General features: G+C 40.1%; 17 protein-coding genes and 1 tRNA gene. 8 read left to right on the forward strand and 10 right to left on the reverse strand.

Going from position 1 to position 20,684, the window contains the following annotated elements; all coding sequences use genetic code 11:
* The first annotated feature begins 126 nt into the window (after window positions 1–126).
* Window positions 127–693, forward strand: a complete 567-nt coding sequence (locus tag ACN20O_RS07850; protein ID WP_491638783.1) for a hypothetical protein — start codon at window positions 127–129, stop codon at window positions 691–693.
* A 119-nt stretch (window positions 694–812) separates the two neighbouring features.
* On the forward strand, window positions 813–2,816 hold the full coding sequence (locus ACN20O_RS07855) for a lytic transglycosylase domain-containing protein (protein WP_491638785.1): 2,004 nt from the start codon (window positions 813–815) through the stop codon (window positions 2,814–2,816).
* Here the strand turns inward: ACN20O_RS07855 and ACN20O_RS07860 are convergent, their stop codons facing one another.
* The 6 genes from ACN20O_RS07860 to ACN20O_RS07885 form a co-directional block, all read right to left on the reverse strand.
* The gene (locus ACN20O_RS07860) at window positions 2,817–3,887 is read right to left on the reverse strand and encodes a lipase/acyltransferase domain-containing protein (protein WP_491638787.1); all 1,071 of its coding nucleotides are present in this window, start codon (window positions 3,885–3,887) and stop codon (window positions 2,817–2,819) included. It abuts the gene before it with no gap.
* A 53-nt stretch (window positions 3,888–3,940) separates the two neighbouring features.
* Window positions 3,941–5,050 (reverse strand): redox-regulated ATPase YchF, encoded by a 1,110-nt coding sequence (ychF, locus tag ACN20O_RS07865; RefSeq protein WP_491638789.1) that lies wholly within the window; start codon window positions 5,048–5,050, stop codon window positions 3,941–3,943.
* An 18-nt stretch (window positions 5,051–5,068) separates the two neighbouring features.
* Window positions 5,069–5,638 carry an aminoacyl-tRNA hydrolase gene (gene pth, locus ACN20O_RS07870; protein ID WP_102245381.1) on the reverse strand — a complete coding sequence of 190 codons (570 nt, stop codon included), beginning with the start codon at window positions 5,636–5,638 and terminating at the stop codon, window positions 5,069–5,071.
* Window positions 5,639–5,649: 11 nt separating this feature from the next.
* Window positions 5,650–6,594, reverse strand: coding sequence for a ribose-phosphate diphosphokinase (locus tag ACN20O_RS07875; protein WP_491638791.1), 945 nt, complete (start codon window positions 6,592–6,594; stop codon window positions 5,650–5,652).
* A 41-nt stretch (window positions 6,595–6,635) separates the two neighbouring features.
* Window positions 6,636–6,710, reverse strand: a tRNA-Gln gene (locus tag ACN20O_RS07880).
* A 67-nt stretch (window positions 6,711–6,777) separates the two neighbouring features.
* On the reverse strand, window positions 6,778–8,715 hold the full coding sequence (locus ACN20O_RS07885; protein ID WP_491638793.1) for a transglycosylase domain-containing protein: 1,938 nt from the start codon (window positions 8,713–8,715) through the stop codon (window positions 6,778–6,780).
* Between the two features lie 138 nt (window positions 8,716–8,853).
* Between ACN20O_RS07885 and ACN20O_RS07890 the strand changes: the two genes are divergently transcribed.
* Window positions 8,854–10,317, forward strand: coding sequence for a hypothetical protein (locus ACN20O_RS07890; RefSeq protein ID WP_491638795.1), 1,464 nt, complete (start codon window positions 8,854–8,856; stop codon window positions 10,315–10,317).
* 53 nt (window positions 10,318–10,370) lie between these two features.
* Here the strand turns inward: ACN20O_RS07890 and ACN20O_RS07895 are convergent, their stop codons facing one another.
* The 4 genes from ACN20O_RS07895 to galU all read right to left on the reverse strand — a co-directional run bounded on the left by ACN20O_RS07895 (window position 10,371) and on the right by galU (window position 16,366).
* Window positions 10,371–12,455, reverse strand: a complete 2,085-nt coding sequence (locus tag ACN20O_RS07895) for an OmpH family outer membrane protein (RefSeq protein WP_491638797.1) — start codon at window positions 12,453–12,455, stop codon at window positions 10,371–10,373.
* Between the two features lie 79 nt (window positions 12,456–12,534).
* A complete protein-coding gene (gene priA / locus ACN20O_RS07900) occupies window positions 12,535–14,541 on the reverse strand; it encodes a replication restart helicase PriA (protein ID WP_491638799.1) in 2,007 nt (668 codons plus the stop codon).
* Window positions 14,542–14,543: 2 nt separating this feature from the next.
* Entirely contained in the window at window positions 14,544–15,470 is a 927-nt protein-coding gene (locus ACN20O_RS07905) for a hypothetical protein (protein ID WP_491638801.1), read from the reverse strand.
* An 8-nt stretch (window positions 15,471–15,478) separates the two neighbouring features.
* On the reverse strand, window positions 15,479–16,366 hold the full coding sequence (galU, locus tag ACN20O_RS07910) for a UTP--glucose-1-phosphate uridylyltransferase GalU (RefSeq protein WP_491638803.1): 888 nt from the start codon (window positions 16,364–16,366) through the stop codon (window positions 15,479–15,481).
* Window positions 16,367–16,463: 97 nt separating this feature from the next.
* Between galU and ACN20O_RS07915 the strand changes: the two genes are divergently transcribed.
* From ACN20O_RS07915 to fmt, 5 genes are read left to right on the forward strand one after another with little or no spacing between them, the layout of a single operon-like run.
* Complete coding sequence (locus ACN20O_RS07915) at window positions 16,464–17,300, forward strand: hypothetical protein (RefSeq protein WP_491638805.1); 837 nt, start codon at window positions 16,464–16,466, stop codon at window positions 17,298–17,300.
* A gap of 12 nt (window positions 17,301–17,312) precedes the next feature.
* Window positions 17,313–18,047 carry a CFI-box-CTERM domain-containing protein gene (locus ACN20O_RS07920; protein WP_491638807.1) on the forward strand — a complete coding sequence of 245 codons (735 nt, stop codon included), beginning with the start codon at window positions 17,313–17,315 and terminating at the stop codon, window positions 18,045–18,047.
* A complete protein-coding gene (locus ACN20O_RS07925) occupies window positions 18,019–19,125 on the forward strand; it encodes an LptF/LptG family permease (RefSeq protein WP_491638809.1) in 1,107 nt (368 codons plus the stop codon). The genes ACN20O_RS07920 and ACN20O_RS07925 overlap by 29 nt, the downstream gene beginning before the upstream one ends.
* 19 nt (window positions 19,126–19,144) lie before the next feature.
* Entirely contained in the window at window positions 19,145–19,729 is a 585-nt protein-coding gene (gene def / locus ACN20O_RS07930; protein ID WP_491638811.1) for a peptide deformylase, read from the forward strand.
* Window positions 19,729–20,679, forward strand: a complete 951-nt coding sequence (gene fmt, locus ACN20O_RS07935; RefSeq protein WP_491638813.1) for a methionyl-tRNA formyltransferase — start codon at window positions 19,729–19,731, stop codon at window positions 20,677–20,679. Before def ends, fmt begins: the two co-directional genes overlap by 1 nt.
* The last annotated feature ends 5 nt before the right edge of the window (window positions 20,680–20,684 follow it).

A 20,684-nucleotide genomic window follows, 5' to 3' on the forward strand; every position in this document is an offset into this window, starting at 1 on the left:
TTGTTAAAGGTTTTCCAATGACTGATGGGACTCGTCAACAATTGTCAGGGTGTTTCAATTTTTCCTAGGAGTGCGCGCCTTTATACACTAAAATAAAAGTATATTTTGAATGCTTTAGGGGATCTCGTGTCTTACAGTAGAAAAATCTATTTAATTAATCCCAAGTTCCAATACAGATTGAGCTTATATGCTTCTATCCTGGTATTCGTAACCGGACTTATTTATCCATTCACTATCTACGTTTTATTGAGTGCGATCAGCGCAAACTTCGCTCTGAAAAACCCTGAAATTGCTCTATATTACAGCGAGAAACGCGATTTATTGATCCTGCTTCTAACTGGTCTTCACTTCGGTTTTGCCATCCTGACGTTCTTTGGATGTATCTTTTTCTCCCACCGAATTGCTGGGCCGTTATATAAATTGCAAAAACATTTGCGCGCTATCCGCGAGGGATTTAATCCAGGGAAATTGTTCTTTAGAAAAGGCGACTATTTCCAAGACGTTGCAGATGATCTGAACGACACGATCGAGTATATCGAAGACGGGTACAAAAATGACCTGGTCTATTTAAGCGAAGTAAATTCATATATAAATAACCTAAGCCTCGTTGTCCCGGACGACAAACGAGTCGTACTAAATGAAATCTCTTCGCGGCTCTCTGAAATTCAGGAGAGATTTACTAATAAGAACTAACTAAAATAGGCCAAGACACGGAGGTCTTTATTTTACGGCTAATCACATTAGCGGCGCTTACCACATGTTCACTTTCTGTGGCGCTGGCTAATCCTAATCTAAATTTTGCATCCATTGCCATGGCCGATGATATTCCGTTCAAGCTGAACTATTCTCCAGCTGATCTAGACTATGGAAAAGAGCTCGTGACTCTTTACAATGAACTGACAAAAAATGAACTAAACCCAGCAACGATTAAAAAAATTTCTTCATACAAAGGCAAATCGCATTCATTCGATCACTTGAACTCGATGGTAGATCGCCTTGAAAAAATCTTGGCCATCAAAGACCAGGACTCGTTCTACACAAATTGTGCGATCCAAACTCGCCCGGTTAATGAATTCACAGAAAGCCTGGCACACAGGATGGACATTACGCTTGATCGCTATTGTCGTTTTTTGTATTTAAAAAACATGAGAAAGTTCTCTCCTAACATTAATCTGTCGACGAGAGACCTGAACTATCTAAAAGACGCTGCTCCTTTTTATGCCAGCGGAGAAAACCAGTCTGAAGTTTCAGCTTTGCTAAAACATTTCAAGGGCAACAAAGTTGAGCACGAGAAGATCTCAGACATTTTGATTGCGAAATACGTCGACTTTAAAACCAAACCTACTTCAGCTATTTTAGTAAACTTACATGTTAGTAAGCTACTTAACCAATTCCTAGCGAACAACTTGCACCTAGATAACAACTCTGGCACTTTCTTTCAGGAAGAATTCCAGCGTTTAATCAAAGACTCACAAGATGCCAGCGACAAAGGTGATTTCACCGTGGCCAAAAGCCAAGTTATTGCCGCCCTTAACTTTTACGGTAAAAACAAGAAATTTATTGATGAAAGACGCGCTTGGGTTGGAACTATTTTAGCTGCCAAAGCTCTTTACTACAAAGGTCGTGACAACGACGCCATTGAGATCTTTGCACTTTCTCGAGCGATTGCCCCAAAAGAAGAAAACTCTGAATCGACTTTCTATCTTTTATGGCCACATTTAATTAACAAAGATTACAAGGCAATGAAGGCCGTGGTTGATAAAAACAACCTTGAGAAGAATTTTGATTCTTACGATTCAAAACTTCAATTCTGGATCGCCTACTCTTTTCTAAAAACGGGCAGTATAAAAAAAGCTAATGATTATTTCCATAAGATCATCAATAGCTCTCCCTATTCATTCTATTCAATCATCTCTTTAAAAGAGCTTGCAGCTCAAGAAAAAGGAAAGAGCGAGCAGGAAATCCTTTCAAAACTTATCACCAAGGATTCTCCGGCAGAATTTAAAATGGATGTAGCAACAGACACGCTTAAAGATTCATTAAAACGTCTTGCTGTATGGAATAAAATTGGGCATGAGAGATTTGCAACTTTAGAGCTTCGTTATATTCAGGGATTGGATAAAAAAGATGTCTTTAAAGATACTGAAACAGTAAAAACAATTTCAAATAATGACTATAAAGAGTTTATTGTCTTAAATCTTGTGCGCCTACTGCACTCGCAAGACAAGTTCATTACGTCATTTAAAGTTTTCCAGGATTCATTAGGTGAAAACTCATTAAGCCTAAACTACCGCTTAATTAAGTACGTTTTCCCTCTGAGTTATTTCAACGTTATTGAGAAAAACTCTAATGACCTTGATCCACTTATTGTTATTTCGCTTATCAGACAAGAGTCTGCTTTTAATCCTGAAGCCACTTCTCGTGTAGGCGCTAAGGGCTTAATGCAGTTAATGCCTGCAACAGCAAAACGCTTTAACCGAAAAATCAAAGTGAAGCACTTAAGTGATCCTTCAACAAACGTCGCACTAGGAACAAAATATTTAAAGCAGTTATTCACAAAGTTTGATGGCAACCTGATTTACACCCTGGCCTCATATAACGCCGGTGAAAACAGAATCGACCGCTGGAAAAAAGAAATCTTTAGGAATGAAGATCCATTAGCGACGATTGAATCCATTCCTTATGAAGAAACGAGAAACTACGTGAAGCTGATTTATAGAAATAAATTTTTCTATTCACTTCTATCGAATCGTTCCGTGCTGACGACTCCGCTTGATGAAACGTTTAAAGTGACGTTTTCAACTTCTCTAAAGTAATTATTTTTTAAAGAAATCTTGAATAATTTTTTGCGACTCGGGTTTGGCCAAAACGTCCAAATGCCCGAGTCTGCAATCCATTCCGTGAAAATCAAAAACATTAAAATAGCTCAAAGAAGCTCCTGAAACCGCAGTCACAGTTCCGTCACCGTCAACTGCGCCTTTTTTGGTGAAGCTATATTTTAACCGTTTCTTTGTGCGTTTTAATGTCGCAATCTCGAGCGTCTTACGGCCAAGTCCTCTGACATGCAAAAGAGGAATCTTCACCGAAGGATGATTGACCACCGGCGCTCTTAAAAGCGAATGGAATTTAGTCGATCTCTGCATTTGTTTTTCTACAAATTCAAAAACAGCTTTTTGCTCTTCCGGGCGTGCGTATTTAAACGGCCCCCATGAATTCTTCTGCCATTTTTCAATATCGTGAAGCCCAAGCGAATGCTTATCGCCATTTTTCTCCATTCCAACATCTTCTCCTTTCGGCGGAAGAAAAAAGTAGCTCGACCGGAATGTTGAGTAATCAAGGCCTGAAAGAAGTGTGCGGTTAAAGGCCAGTCTTGTTCCATCTTCCATATCGCGAAATAAAATCATTAAACCATGGAGAGGTGGAGCAATCAGCGCGGCTTTTTTTACGTAGCGAAGCCCTTCCCAATTCTCTACTGCTCTCTCAACATCTTGAGCCCCGTAACGGAGATAATAAGACATCAAAAGAGCACCCATGCTATGGCAAAGAACATAGAGCTCATCTGAGTCCCGTAGGTTGAAGCTTTTAATTTTTTGATCAATCACTTTTAAGCAATTAAGAAAATCATCACGCCAATCATAATCAACTGTCGCTAATTCAATCTGATTGTCCTTAGTGAAGGTCTCTAATTGAGAAAGGGTTTTCCCATAAGAATCAACAACCCAAAGACGGGGAATGACCCGAACGTTTTTTAAAACGCCTGCTGTGACCAGTTTTTTTAATGAGCCAATTTGGGTTCCAGGAATATTTTGTGAGATGCCTTTTTGGCTGAGAAGAAAATTTGAAGCTTTTGCCCAGCGGACCTTTCCGGTCCTTTCTTCCTTTAGCATTGACCCGTAGTAACCGGGGATGAAGAGGAGGATTTTTCTGGGCATGCGTTTAACTAGACGTTGAATCTGAAGTGCATGATATCGCCATCTTTAACGACGTATTCTTTACCTTCAACTCTAAATTTTCCAGCTTCTTTAACTTTTGCTTCTGATCCGTATTTGATCAGGTCATCAAAGTGGAAAACTTCTGCTTTAATGAATCCACGCTCGAAATCAGAGTGAATAACACCTGCACACTGAGGTGCTTTGTAACCATCGTGGAAAGTCCATGCGCGAACTTCCTTAACACCTGCGGTGAAGTAAGTCTTAAGGCCAAGCATATTGTAAGCTGCACGAGTAAGTTTATCTAAACCAGACTCTGTAATCCCTGCCGCTTCAAGGAATTCTTTTTTCTCTTCAAGAGTTTCAAGAGCTGCAATTTCTGATTCTAATTTTCCACAAAGAACCATGACTTCAGAGTTTTCTGCTTTAGCGTATGCTTTTACTGCTGTTACGTAATCGTTGTCTTTTGAAAGACCTTCTTCGTCTACGTTACAAAGGTAAATAACTTTTTTACCAGTAATCAGGTTTAAGTCTTTGATTGCTTCTCTGTCTTCATCAGACATTTCAACGTTTCTAGCGGCCACACCAGCTTCAAGTTGAGTTTTTAAGTTCTCAAGGATTGGAAGTTGGATTTTTGCAGACGTTAGAACATCTTTGTTTTGTGACTTTAAAAGTTTTGGAATGTTGGCAAGTTTCTTCTCAACAACTTCAAGATCTGCAAACGCAAGCTCAAGGTTGATTGTTTCGATATCATCTTTTGGATTAACTTTTCCGTGAACGTGGATAATGTCTCCGTCGTCAAAACAACGAACAACATGAACGATTCCATCTACTGCGCGGATGTGACCTAAGAATTGGTTTCCAAGACCTTCACCTTTTGAAGCTCCTTTTACCAGACCGGCGATATCTACGAACTCAACTGTCGTATAAATCATTTTTTCTGGCCCGATAATATCACCGATCGCTTTCATACGTGGGTCGTGCATCGCTACGATACCTACGTTTGGCTCAATCGTACAAAATGGATAGTTAGCAGCTTCTGCTGGAGCTGAAGTGATAGCAGAGAAGATTGTCGATTTACCAACGTTTGGAAGACCTACAATTCCACAATTTAATCCCATAAAAATTCCTCTATTTATTTAAACAATTTTTTTCTTACTATAGGCCGTCGCTGCTTTATCAAAACCAAGTTTGATATATTCTTCAAGCGCCTGGGCACTCCCTTTTAAAAAGGGTCTAAAAAAGTCTTTATCCTCTCCGGTATACCCTGAGAGAACCCAATTGGAAACATCGCCATGAACCGGGCGGCCAATCCCTACGCGAACGCGTCTGAATTCCTGCGTCCCTAAGAGTCCTGCAATAGATTTCAAGCCATTATGACCGGCAAGACCACCGCCTTTTTTAAAAGCAATTGTTCCAAACGGTAAATCCAGCTCATCGTGAACAACCAGAATGTTCTCAACTGGAATCTTGAAGAAGTTCATCAAAGGCTGAACACTCTCACCTGAAAGGTTCATAAAAGTCTGGGGTTTTAAGAAATAAATCTTCTCATCACCGTTTTGGTAAACAGCGTACTGGCCCTTAAACTTATCTGTCCATTTCAGATTGCCCGCGAAACTAAGCTCTTCAAAAACATCCCAGCCAATGTTGTGGCGAGTGTAATGATATTTTATTCCGGGGTTTCCCAGCCCAACAATCAAACGGTCCATCAATTCCTCACCTAAATAAACAGTGAGCTGACAGAATCGTTGTTGAATGTTCTGTGGATAGCTTTCGCTAGAAGTTCTGCTGTTGATAAAACTTTGATCTTATCGCATTTTTTAGCAGCTTCAGTTAACTGGATAGTATCTGTGACGATCACTCTATCGAGTTCAGCACACTCAGAAATTCTCTTGATCGCAGGATCAGAAAATACCGGGTGAGTCGCACAAGCATACACCTTAGTCGCTCCGTTTTTCTTTAGAGCTTTACAGGCTTCAACCAGTGTTCCAGCTGTGTCGATCATATCGTCGATGATAATACATTCTTTGCCATTAACGTTACCGATAACGTTCATCGCTTCAGCGATGTTTTTACCTGTTCTACGTTTATCAATCATGGCGATATCTGAGTTTAATTTCTTAGCGTAGAAACGAACGCGCTCAACACCACCAGCATCAGGAGAAACAAAGACTGAGTTTTCAGTAAAAATTTCTTTCTTGATGTAGTTTAAGATGACAGGTGAAGCGTAAATGTTATCGAATGGAATATTGAAGAATCCCTGAATCTGACCTGCGTGCAGGTCCATTGTCACGACTCTCGTTGCCCCGGCCACCGTTACGATATCGGCAACAAGTTTTGCTGAAATCGGAGTGCGCGGAGAAGCTTTTCTATCTTGTCTGGCGTATCCGTAGAAAGGAATCACAGCTGTGATTGATGAAGCCGAAGCTCTCTTAAGAGCATCGATCATAATCAAAAGCTCCATCAGGTTATCGTTAACTGGCGCACTTGTTGACTGAACAACAAAAACATCAGCACCACGAACGTGCTTTTCAATTTCACAGAAAATTTCACCATTAGCAAAACGAACTAATTGGGGATTAACCAGCGGCACATCTAAAAAATCTGATATTTGATTGGCAAGACTTGGATTTGAAGAACCAGAAACTAAGACAATTCGTTTCACAAGATCCTCTCTAAAATAAATGTGGGACTGATTTTACAAAATGGTTGGGGTGCAAGGATTCGAACCTTGGCATGGCAGAATCAAAATCTGCTGACTTACCACTTGTCGACACCCCAATCTTTTGTGGATTCAATATAAACGCAGAAGCGCTTTTTTGCAAGTATGTCCTTAAAAAAAGGGCCCTTAATTAAGGACGAGTTCGCAACCAAATTGCTGGAAGCGCTTACCTCTGTCGCGGTAATAATTCTGGAAGACATCAAAGGCGGTAGTTGCACCGTATAATCCCAGTGATTTTGTTTTGCGCTCGCCTTCGTATCCAACCCAGATCAGGGTGATATTCTTACCATCGAAGGCCACGTACCAGTTGTCATAACCATTGTTTGTGGTCCCGGTTTTACCGAAAAACCTAAGCTTTTGCATAACAACATCTACCGCGCGCTCAACTGTCGTTTGGTTCGGGTCAGACAGAAGCTGAAGCACCGACTGGTCCATGAAGCGCTCACTGTTTTTTATTTTGCCGCATTCTGTTTTAATAAAGTTTGCGTAGACGTCTCTAAGCTCGCTCATACTCAGCTCCATACTTCCCAGAAGTTCTGATGGGTATTGGTCAAGCGGGGTTTTTAATTCTGGAAAATACGGTTTTAACTTTTCTTCAACCTGAGGAAATCCCAGCTCGCTGGCTATTCTTATCACAGGACGGTTAAGTGACTTTAAAAGTGCATCTGTGTAAGTCACCTGCGCTGGAAGATTGCGATGGGCCTCTCTTGGAGTCCACGGCCCGGACTTTAGCTGCAATGTGATTGGATCAGTCACAACCCATTCATCCATTCTGCGTCCAAGGTCTTCAAAGACACTGTAAATAATCGGCTTAATTGTACTTCCGACTTGGTGTCTTTCTTTTGAAAGGGCCTTTTCTTTATTTCTTTCTACGCGGTTGTAGTAACTGTACCAAGAGTCTGAACTCAATGGTCCAAGCATAACCTTAACCGAGATATCAACAGTGTTGAATTTGTCGTTAAAGCGATCATTGATTTTACTTTTTACATCGGCCACTTTTTGAATAAGCACGAATTTTTCATACTCTGAAAGCGTTGGCTCCTGATCGTTTAATGTTCTCCAGATCGACTGGTGATAACGAGCGCTCTCAAGTTTCTTCAAGCGTGCAGTCCAGTTATCCCAGTCCGCTTTTTTCCAGATGAGGCTTGGATCGTTAGGAACAAAGTTTTCCTGAACGAGTTTCTTGTAAACAACGTCGGCCCTTTCTTGAAGTCTTTCCAGTTTTTTAAGCGGGTGAAAATAACCTGGACCTTTTAAAAGACCAATCAGGATCGCACCTTCAAAGGGCGTGATGTCAGCTGGTTTTTTACCAAAGTAAAAAAGTGAAGCGGAAAGAACCCCTTTCATTTTGATTCCCTGAAGAGCACCCCAATGAACTTCATTCAGGTAAGCTTCCAGAATTTTTTCTTTAGGAAATTTTGTTTCAATATAAATTGAAACGACCATTTCTTTTAATTTTCTCGAAAACGTTTTCTCATTTGTAAAAAATAAGTTTTTTACCAGCTGTTGAGAGATTGTCGATCCCCCCTGCGTGTAGCGCATAGTTCTTAAATTGGTCACGAAAGCACGGAATAAAGATTTTAGATCAACACCAAAGTGATCAAGGTAGCGTTGATCTTCTACTCCGATAAGACCCTTCCAGAAAATTGAAGGGATGTATTCAAATGGCAAGTAGTGTTGGTAACAGTAGATTTCAACACAATCGTTGCTCATCAGGTTTTTAAAAGAGACGTCATGATTGATTTGCAACAAACCAGGGATGGCACTTAGGTCTGTGATTGCACCGCTTTCGCGTGAGCGCGCCATAAAATCATCAAAACTATTTTTTTCTGCGGTAAAGAGATAAAAGCGTTGAAGTTCTTCTCTTTTGACCAGAGAGCCCTCTTCAAGTGTCACTGTCGGATAAGAAGTGATGTAAGGATCGTAGCTTTTTAAAATTTTGTCTTCCAAAAGAGCGATTGATGTCTCGTTAAGTGTTGTCTTAACAAAAATGTACACACCAATAGTTACTAGAACCATGAGTGCCAGCAGGAAGATAAATATGCGAATTGCCCATTGCTTCATCTTATCTATAATCTCACAAATACAGGGATAATCCAGTCATAATTCTTGTGTTTCTCATTTTGACTTAACCACTCTCATTTCATATAGTATTTTGATAAAACTTTCCAATGTTAATTGACCTCTTTTTTGGAGTATTTCATGACTATGTCTTTGAACAGATTCCTGGCCATCGCCTCTCTTGCGGTAATCCCAGCGACATCATTTGCTCTTCCTATCGACTGGCACGGCTCTTTCGGCGTGGACTCAACTCTTCTTTCAAGCTTCCGTAGAATCGATGGAAAAACTGCTCGCACAGCAACCAACAACGGTTCACAAGAAGTTGCACTTGATACTGGTGATAAATCTTCGGCTTCTTGGCAGAGCTACATTTTAAAGCTAGCTCCAACGATGATCATTAATGACGCAGCTACGTTTAAGGCGGAACTGACAACTGGTTATGCTAGCGGAGGATTCCTTGGTGACTCTGCTCAAACAGATAGGGCCGGTGATAATACAATTCCTGTTTATTACCACAATGAAGCTAAAGGCTCATCGGTTAACATCAAAAAAGCTTACCTTGAACTTTACTCAGATACTGCGACATACATGATTGGTCGCCACACTTATAACTGGGGTCTTGGGGCAATCTATAACGACGGATCAAATGCATGGGATCGCCACGCTTCTTCTCGCGATGGGATCACGATGAAACTTAAAATCGGAAACTTCTACGTAAATCCATTCTGGTCAAAAGTTTCTAACGGTGGCCTAACTGATGCAACAAATGCAAAAGAACTTGGAGCTGGTCTTCTTTACGATAACCCGGAAAGAGACATTGCTTTTGGTCTTCTTTACACAGTTAAATCAAGCAGTGCAAATAACACTCACTTCTCAACATCAATCGACCCAACTGCAACAAATAAGCAAGTTGGAGAAACTGACGTTAAGATCACAGATATCTACCTTAAAAAAGTTTGGGGTAAATTTGACGTAGCAGTTGAAGTTCCACTCATCTCTGGTGACCTAGGAAAAACAAACGCTGACAACACAGTGACAAGCTACTCAACAAAAGCAATCCTGGTTGAAGCAAACTATAAATCAAGTGACTCATGGAATTTCGGATTCAATGGTGGACGTGTTAATGGACAAGACGGAAGCAGAAGTAAATTCGGCGCTCTTTTCTTAAATCCAAACTATCAAGTTGCGAACATCCTTTTCCGTTATAACTTAAATGCGATTGGAGCTCCAAACACAGCAAGTGTTTACGACTCGTACATGACAAATACAATGTACTTCAAATTGAAATCAAGCTACAACTCTGAGAAGTGGACGTTTGATACTGCCGTTATCTATGCTAAAGCTCTTGAAACAGCTGAAGCTGGGAAAGCTGCTTACAACCACACAAAAAACAAAATGTTTAATGCTGTGACAACTCAGTCTGATGATCTTGGAACTGAAATCGACGTCAACGCTACTTACAAGTGGAACAATGAAATCTCTATCGGTGCTGGTCTTGGTTACCTGATCACTGGGGACTATTTCAGCTACACTAACGATACTACGATCAAGAACGAAACTAAAAACTCGCTTCTTCTACAAATCAACACTTCAGTTACTTTCTAATAAAAAAGGCCCTCGAAAGAGGGCCTTTTTGTTTCTACACTTTTAATTTCAGCTCAAATAGAAGGCCAAGCACCCATCTGCTGTCCACCCATTTGATTCATTTGTGGCATTTGGTATTGGTAACCTTGCTGTTGCCCATACATCATTTGCGACTGTTGTTGTGGGTAGTACATCTGTTGTTGCTGTTGACCCATCATCATCGAAGCACTTTGCCCACCCATGTTATACATAGAAGCATCGTATGCTGTAGATGTTGTTGGCCCATAGTACCCAGGGTATCTATCAGCGAAGTTATCTTCGTAGCTTGTATATGATGATCCGTATGGTTCATACATATCTGCTTCCGCTTCTTCTCTTGAAGCTACTTTTCTTTGGTACTCGTTATAGTTTGTACCCATCTTCGTTAATTTATCATTTCTACCTTTGATGTAATAAAGGTCTTTTTCACGTCTCTTAAGCTCAGCAGACAAGCGCTTGTCTCTTCCGCTTACAAACTCTTTACACTTAACTGGGTTCTTTACACTTCCAAGCATCCCAACCGCACAGTAGCTGTTGTAGTCTTGGTATTCTTTCTTTTCGAAAGCAGCGTAACGAGAGTTCATACGATCAATGGCCGCTTGACGCTCATTTTCTGTTTTCTTGATTGGGTACATATTCCCTTGTCCAACAAGGTACTGATCTGTCCAATCATTAAGAGTTTTATCAAAACGTTGTAACTTCTCAACCTGTTGCTTGTTAGCTGCTTCAAAAGTTAATGGCTTTCCACGTTTTTCATCTGTTGGTCCTGCATATACTTTTGAGTATAGGTATGACTTAAGACGGATATCTTCAACTGTTTTAGCTGAATCATTAATCGCGTATTTTTCCATTACAGAATAAACACTTGCAAACGACGTTGGGTTTCTCTTTGAGAATTGACCAATTTCTTCGTTAAGCTTTTTGATTTCATCATCAATCGCTTTCATTTCCGGTGCACCATCTTCAAGATTTGCACGTTTTTGCATTAAAGTATCAACACGGTAGATCGCTGGGTTAAGGAACTTATTATCAAGCTCTTTCACTAGCTCAGCGTATTTAGCGATTTCTTTTTTCGCTGTCGCCTCATCCATTGTGTCTCTTTGCTTGTTAAGCTTTTCTTCGATCTTCTTTAGCTCACCATCAATTCTAGCAACGTCTGCTTTAACCGCATTCAGGTACCCAGCATCCATTTCTGCTTTGATTTTATCAGCAATATCTTTAAGAGCGTCAGCATTACCAAGAGATCTTCTAGCTTCAGCGATTTTTTGAGCATCACCAGACTTACAGATAGCATTGATTTCTTCAATCAACACATCTTGACCTTTATTGATGAAAGTTGAATCATCAGCAATTTTCTCAGCAAGCATACATGATTCACCAGGTACACTTCCTTTAACTCTCTCTTCAAGACCAAAAAGTGGTTTATATCCATTTCTTGGATCATTGTATGCTTTTGGGTAACCAAAAGTTAAAGTCACAGACTTTTTGATATCTGCTTTTTTATCGAATTCATAATCCATCGAGTAGATGTTTTCTGAATATAGTTTTCCTGGAATGTCATCGTGCTTAAGCTGACCATCAACCAGGATTGGTGATTCTGTTCCGTCTTTTCCTTTTAGCTTGTAATTAGAAAGACACTCTTCAAATTGAGCGTAAGTTTGATCAACATCTTTTCCGTCTTCGCCTCTTTTAACAAGTCTCATAAGAACAGTTACGTTCTTTGAATCTTTATCCTGTCTAAGTTCTGGAAGGAAGTTACCACATACGTTAATGATCGGTGGAATTCTTACCACGACCTTATTGCCAGCTCTCTGTTCAATATTGATGCTATCTCCATCGCGAGTCAGCTGTTGGAATAACTCTAGCGGATAATATTTTTCTTTATCTTGATCACCATCACATGAAGCCATTGAATTGGCCTGGCTTGTAATGACCTCTTCTTTGGTCGCTTCCGATTTTTTCACCGTATTAGATGAAGAATTTCTTGTTGCGGCTCCATTCGAAGGTTTTGATTCACCATTACTCGGTGTTCTTACCCCTTGAATTCTTGCGAAAGCACTTTCTGTGATCAGAAGGCTTGCCAACAAGTTAATCGCCAAGATTTTTTTGTTCAATTTCATACGCAATTCCTTTTAGGAAGATGGGCCTATATCAAGTTCTCATCGTCTTTACGGAGGAAATTGAGATTTTCTTTAATACTTAATCAAAATAATAAGGATCTACGTCTATTTTCAACGAGATAGTGTGAGGGGGGCGGTAGTTTTTTAGGAAAGTATTTAATAAGTTGTGGAGTTGATTGATATCCTCGCTTCTGAGGAGCAAAGACCAAGTAAACTTGTTCACTTTTTTCTCAATCATTGAAGGTCTAGGGCCAAGAACATCTACTTTATTAAAGTGCGTGTGCGCTAGTTCAGACAATCTCTCTGCTTGGGTACTGCTCTCTTTAATGACTTCGGCCTGATGTTTTCCATTGATATAAAGTAGGATGATTTTCTTTACCGGAGGTGATGAGCACATTTCTCTCAGCGGTATCTCATCCTTATAGAAGTCATCAAATGAATGATTCTTTAAATAAGAAAAGATTTTATTTTCCGGGGCCAAGGTATGAACAAGAACTTCGGCCTTTTTTCCAAATCGTCCAGCTCTACCACTAACCTGAGTAAGCGTTTGATAAACTCTTTCATTGCTTCTGAAGTCAGGGAAATTTAATTGAGAATCGATCCCCAATATAATAACCAGGTTTACGTTTTCAAAGTTGTGCCCCTTTGAAAGCATCTGGGTTCCGACCAGTATATCTATTTTCTTTTGGTGAAAAAGATCCAGCGTTTCTTCTAGTTTTCCAAATGTCTTAATTTCATCACGGTCAAAACGTTCGACCACTCTGTCGGGAAATAGCTCCTGTAAAGTGTCGTGGGCCTTTTCCGTTCCAAAGCCTTTGGGTGTCAGTTGAATGTTCATGCACTCAGGACACATTTCTGGGGCCGGTGATTTATACTCGCAAGTTTGGCATACAAGCTCGCTGCGCTTTTTGAAATATTTTAAATTAGTGCTGCAATTTGGACAGGCAAATTGATGTCCGCAGGAATTACATTGTAAATAACTCGCATAACCCAAGCGGTTGATAAAAACGAGAACCTGCTCACCTTTTTCAAGCGCCTTTCTTATCTTAAACACACTTTCACTGCTATAAGGCCAAAGCATCTTTTCAGCTTCAACTCGCGCTCTCCCTCGCATATCAACCAACTCTACGTCAGGAAGTTTTGCTTCTTGGGCCCTTTTGGTTAGTGGGAAATAGTGAGTTGTTCCGACAAAGGCCTTATAGGTTTCCACCATTGGTGTTGCTGAGCCAAGAACAACGGGAATCTTTAAAAGCGAAGCTCTTTTAATCGCTATATCACGGGCATTATATGTACAACGGTCATCTTGCTTAAAAGATTGATCGTGCTCTTCATCGACAATGATCAGCCCCAGATTTTTAATCGGCAAAAACACACTACTGCGCACACCAAGAATTAATTTTGGTGAAGAGTCTTCCTGAAGAAGTTTCCACAATCCAAATTTATCTGAATTGCTAATGGCACTGTTGTACGAATAGATCGGTACATTTAAATAGGTTTCAAATGTTTTTAAAAATTGCGGGGTGAGGTTAATTTCTGGAAGAAGAAAGAGAACTGATTTTTTCTCTTTAATGATTTTTTGAATCAGCTCCAGATAGATCAAGGTCTTTCCGGCCCCAGTCACTCCATGAACTAATGACTTTGTGAATTTATCAAAGCCTGCTTCCGTGATTTTCTCAACTACGTTTTGTTGATCTGGATTTAATACAAATAGAGACTCTTCTCCCTTTCCTTGATCGTAGTTGAGCTTGCGTGGGCGCTTTAAAAAAGGGGGTAAAACATCAAAAATCAGCTGTCCCAATGGATAGTGATAATAACTGGCCATCCATTGGAAGAGGTCGCACTCTTCTTTAGAGAGAGTTAGCTCATCACTTGCTTCGGTAATGTCTTTAATTTTTTCCAGGTCAAGGTTTTGTTCTGAGACCTTCTGCCAGACGCAGCCATCCACCGATCTCTTGCCTTTTCCCAATGGAACTTTAACTAATGTTCCTTTAGTGATTTTTTGAGCGAGCTCTCCCCCCGCACTATACGTCAGCATAGAGCCATTAAAAGGCGTATTAACCGCAACAAGAAAGAGAGTTTTTTCCATTCTTAAAATAGAAATGAATAGCCAGGGTCAGCTTGTCCCGGAGCTTTTTTCATTTCTTCGTAGCTATCGGCCAGGCGTTTGTCGGCTTTTTTAACATCGAGACCCAGTGTTTGGATTTTATATAATCCACCTGTGCTGTCTTTCATGTTCATAAATTTAGGAAGTTCATTTGTTCCATTAAAAAGAAGATAGTTGCTAGCTTCTAATTTAATTTGAGCGTCAGCTGTTGCGTAGTCCATTGCTCTAAATTGTCTTTCTTCATTTGAAAAATAACCCTGGACCGACTTCCAATCCACTTTCCACATAAACTCGTTATCTTTTTTAACCAATTCAATATTGCGTGCGCGCTTAAAAGTATTCGATCTGAAAAGCTCCAGAACTTTTTCCTTTGTTTTTGGGTCTTCTGGATTCAATGGAGAACCTGCATCACCTCTTCCTTTGCTGTTAACTAAGTGAGTGCGGTAAGCGCGAAGAAGCTTCATCTTATCTTCATTCAAGAGAGTTTTGTTTTTTACAACACTCACTCCATTTTTTTCCAAGAACGCTTCAACTCCTTGAGAGCGGTTTGTAGCCAGCATCATCAGCACACCATAGAACATACTTTTTTCAGGAGCTTTTTCTCTTCTGATTTGAGTTAAAAGATCTGGAACATACTTCACGCTCTTAATTTGAGAATTAAGCATCTGTCCGTTTGAATAAACAGTTTGAAGCATGCCAATAGTATTGGGATTATCCAGAGTCAATTGCAACTTAACATAGTCCATCTTATCAGGCTCATTCAGTGACTGAACCATCATCTTAACGGTTACATACTGTCCTGGCAGATCTGCATTGTTTAAGTTCTTTAACAATCCTTCTTCCGTTGGAACAGAAGCTTGCAAGGTAAATGCAAACGAAAGAATCATTAAGGCCTGAAATAATCTCTTCATCGTTAATCCTATCTGATGTTGTATTTTTGTACTTTTTCTTTAATAAGACGTCTCATCATCTCTTCTGAATCTTTATTCATTAGAGCGAATTCAATCGTTGCGTTTAAGTACCCTTCGATATTTCCTGTATCAAATCTCGCGCCCTCAAAAATGTGAGCGTAAACTTCACCTTCTTTTGCCAACAAGTTGATCGCATCTGTTAATTGGTATTCTCCACCAACTCCTTTTGGGATCACTTTTAGTGCGTCGAAAATTTCCGGTCTAAAAACATATCGCCCTGGTGTTGCCAGGTTTGAGGGTGCATCGGCCGGCTTTGGTTTTTCCACCATCGTCGTCATACGCATTATTTTTTTCTGAGCGTCAGTAAAATTCCCTTTAACGATACCGTATTTATAAGTTTCCTGAGGATCGATTTCCATAACTCCAATCACATTGGCATTATTGTTTTTTGTCGAAACATCGATCAATTGTTTTGTAACCGGGTTTGGCCCGCGAACAATCTCATCTCCTAAGATAACAGCGAATGGCTCATTTCCAACGATATCTTTTGCACAAAGAACAGCGTGACCTAGTCCCAATTGTTCTTTCTGACGGATTGAAGTCACTTCAACCATTTTTCCAATTTTTTGAACAAGCTCGAGCTCTTTTAATTTTCCATTTTTAATTAAAAAATCTTCCAGCTCAAACTTGCGGTCGAAATAATCTTCAATCGCATTTTTACCTGATGAAGTGATGAAAACAACCTGCTCAATACCTGACAAAATTGCTTCTTCTACTACGTAGTGAATCATTGGAAGGTTGATGATAGGAATCATTTCCTTTGGAACTTCTTTAGTGGCTGGTAAAAATCTTGTCCCTTTTCCTGCAACGGGGATGACGGCGCGTCTAATCTTCATTATAATTTCCTTTTGAAAGCTGTTATTAATTTTAAAAGGATTTACTAATATTCGCAATCAAATCACAAAATCTTTTTTCCTCGTCAGCACACTCATCATGTCAAACTTTGCGCATGCAAGAATACATGAATTTGAGACGACACATCTAAAATCAACTGCAGGTACTGGTGTTTCCAGCATTCTTGCCGAAGAAGCGGCATTCTTAAACCCTGCTAGCTTATCTTTCTTCAACAATGGCAGTGTTTATTTTCAAAGAGACATGCTGCAATTGAAAGATGACAAAGGGAACATTATTCAAAAGCCAAAATCAACAGGTGTTGTTTTAGCTGATGGCAATGCTTCTCTAAGTGGGACAGTCAGCTACGTTCACCAGGAAGAAGGTGCAATAAAAAGAAGCCGCTGGGGAGCTAGTGCAAGCTCACCATTAAGCCCAGGTTCAGCTTTTGGTTTCAGCATGAGGAAAACTAAAGATGAAAACACTCTTACAAATAAAAAAATTGATTACTATCAATCTGTTTTTGGTGTGACTCACTCAATAGACACACAAAGCTCAGTTGGTGTTGTTGTTTACGATGCTTTCAAGTCAAAAGGCCAGGCGACAAAGGCCATTGTCGGCGCACAACATGTTTTTGTTGACTACATTACTATTGGTCTTGATTTCGGAGCAAACTACACTTCCGAAGAAATCTCTGAGTCACTTCTTTACCGCGGGAGTGTTCAGGTTCGCGTGCTAGATGATTTCTATCTACGTTTTGGTGCTTTCAAAGATAAAGAACACGACGAAAAAGGAAATGGTTTTGGACTTGCATGGATTCAACCAAGGCTTGCTCTTGAGTTCGCTCTGAAAAACACTACACAAGATGCAGATACGACTATCAACAGAACAGAATCTAAAATAAAAGAGATGTCTTTCGCAGCATCGTTAAGATTCTAAAATAGGTGTAACTTGGCAAAGAAAAAAGCTGACGCAAAAGACCTCAAGGACGAGAAAAAGCGCGAGCAGGTTGTGGAACTTTACCGCACACGACTGACTCACCTCAAGCGCGCTCAAGTTTTTGTCAAAGAAGATCGCATGGCCCAGGCCGTGGATTCTTATAACAAATACCTCGGTATTCTTGCTCTCTATTTCGATACAACCGAAGACCGTCTGACTCCTTCGCTCTTTGATGCGGAAAAAGACATGACGGAGTTGCTGTTAATTAGTCACGCTTACTGGGATTTGGCCAAGGCCTACGACCGAAGCCCTAACCTACAAAGGGATTGTCTGCGTTGCTTAGATCAGTTTATGAAGTTCTCAATCGGTTTCAAATACCAACACGTAAACGCTCAGATCATCCGCAAATTTAACAATAAAAAGCAGGCCCACAACCCCAAGGCCTTTGAGGCCGCTTACCACAAGATTCAAATCAGTGCGAAGAGATGTTATGTGGCCACAATGTGTTTTGGATTTGAGCACGAAAAAACTGAAGTCTTAAGACACTTCAAATTGAAGATCGCCAAACATAGTCTGGGATTGGATTTTATCGATTTTTATTATGCATACTCGCCTCGCCTGGTAGATTTTTTAAGCCAGAAACCGGTCTTGAAGTTTGCTTTTAATGCTTTTATCGCGCGTCCTTTATTATCAACTTTTGTGTTTTTAATCAGACCCCATGTTTACAATCAGAAAACTCATTCTTAAAGAATGGCTGACATTTTTTTTAGGTGCTGTGTTTATCCTGGCCATGGTCTTGTCGCTTGGACATATCCTGACAGGTCTTTTAAAGGCAACAAACGAATTGCGCTCAATTCTGCTGGATTTAGCTCTGGAGATGCCATCATTTCTTATTAAAATTTTTCCAGTCTCCTGCCTGGTTGCTTCCCTTTTTTCTATCAATAAGCTTAAAAGCCGAAACGAGCTGACGGCCATTTTTGCCAGTGGTTTTTCCCGCAGACAATTTGTTCTCTGTATAGGAATTATCGGTGCATTGATTGGCCTTATTCTTTTTCTTATCAACGGCTACCTTGTTCCCTATACAAAACATCAGCAGTCCCTTTTAAGTGATTCACATCCACGCATTGCCAATAAAGCAAAGACAAGCACCGTTTCAATCAACGCTCTTAAGTCTGGTAAAATCTGGTTTAAAGGACAGGACTATTTCTTTTCATATAGCTCTTTTGATGGTGTCACAAATACCATTTATGATTTGAACTTATACTTCTACGACAGAAACTTCAAACTGGCCGAGCAAGTCAGTGCCGGAACGGCGAAATTTGTTGAAGGAAAAACATGGCAGCTGGAAAAAGGCGTTCATGTGACCAACTTGGAAAACAAAACGTTTCCCTCTCCCAGTTTTTTTAATGATAAAAAATTTGATTTAAATGAAACGGTGTCTGATTTCAAAAAGATCAACGCTGACATTTCTACACTAAATATTTGGCGCCTGTATGACTACATCCTTGTTCTAAGAACCAATGGAATCAACGACAGTGAATATTATGTCACGTTCCTCGATAAATTTTCCTCAGGCTTTACGTGTCTAGTTTTGGCGATTTTAGCCTCTGTGGCACTCTTTAATCCCAACCGACGAAACAGCTCTTTTGGGATGAATATCGCCTTCGTTCTCACTTTCACCTTCCTGTATTGGTTTATTTACTCGTACTTTATGACTCTTGGACAAACCAGTAAAATCCCAGCGATAGCTGCTACTTTTGGGGTTCCGTCGGTCTTTGTTCTCTACTTAGCAGGCTATTTTATTTACCATCGCAAATTGCGCTAATTTATGGTATTTAATAGGAATGAAAGATAACTTTTTAGAGAACTACAAATTAGAGGGAGCGAAGCTTCCCATCTTCACATATCCTGCACCTGTTTTAAAAAAGGTCGCAGCTCCTGTTACTGAATTTAACGATGAGTTAAGAGCACTGGTTAAAGACATGCTTTTCACCATGTACCACGCACCAGGTATTGGATTAGCAGCACCACAAGTCGGTGTGAGTCTGCGCTTTTTTGTTTTAGATATTTGGTTTGAAAGAGATAAAGTTACGATGGCCGATGGCACTGAAGAATGGCGTCTTTCAGATTTTAAACCAATGGTTTTCATCAATCCTGTATTTAAAAATAAAACCGGCGAAATCATCCATGAAGAAGGATGCTTAAGTGTTCCCGGTGTATACGAAGACGTTAAACGTGCTGAGTTTGTAACAGTTGAGTACCAAGATATGTACGGCAATCATTTATCGCTTGAAGCTGATGAATTGCTTTCAGTTTGTCTTCAACACGAAAACGATCACCTCGATGGGATTGTTTTCATCGACCGTCTAAGTTTTTTAAAGAAGCAGTTAATTGAAAAAAAGTTCCTGAAGAAACAAAAGAAAAAATAATGACTAGAAAATTAAATGTCGTTTACTGTGGGACTCCTGATTTTTCAGTGCCTACACTCGAAGAGCTATACAATAACCCGTCTATCAATCTTGTCGGCGTTATCACTATGCCTGATCGCCCGGCCGGAAGAGGACAGGAATTAAAAGCTCCTCCCGTGGCTGAGTTTGCTAAAACTCACAACATCCCTCTTTATCAGGTTGAAAACATTAACCGCGAACCAGAGGTTCTTGAAGCTCTGGAAAAACTAAATCTGGATTTCATCCTGGTTCTAGCTTTCGCTCAATTCTTAGGCTCACGCATTCTCAACATGCCTCGCCTTGGTTGTTTTAATATTCACACATCTATTCTTCCTAAATACCGTGGAGCTGCTCCTATTCAGTACGCTCTTTTAAATGGCGACACTTCAACCGGTGTTTCAATTCAAAAGATGGTTAAAGAAATGGATGCTGGTGATTTAGTTCACTTCGATGAAGTAGCGATTACTGACGATGAAACAGGTGAAAGTCTCTACAACAAACTTAAACTTAAGGCCGCTGTCAGTACAAAAGCTTTAATTGAAAAAGTTTTAGAAGATAAACTAGTTTACACTCCTCAAGACCCTGCTGGAGTGAGTTTTGCTCCCACAATAAAAAAAGAAGATGGGTTTTTAAATTTCAAAGAATCAGACTATAAAAAAATCAGAAACCAGATTAAGGCCTTCGATCCATGGCCTGGGACTTACTGCTTTTTAAATGGCCAGAGACTTAAAGTTTTTGAGATTGAAAAACTCCCTCGTTCATTAAAACCCGGAGAAACTTCAATCGACCACGGACTCCTGTCTATTGGTTTAAATGACGGATCGGCCATCAGACTGAGTAAGATTCAGCTTGAAGGTAAAAAAGTTTGCAGTGACACTGAATTATTAAACGGACTTAAAAATAAGGGCGGAGAGATCATCCTCAATCCGTAAAAGTT

The sequence above is a fragment of the Bacteriovorax sp. As-1 genome (assembly GCF_058446905.1).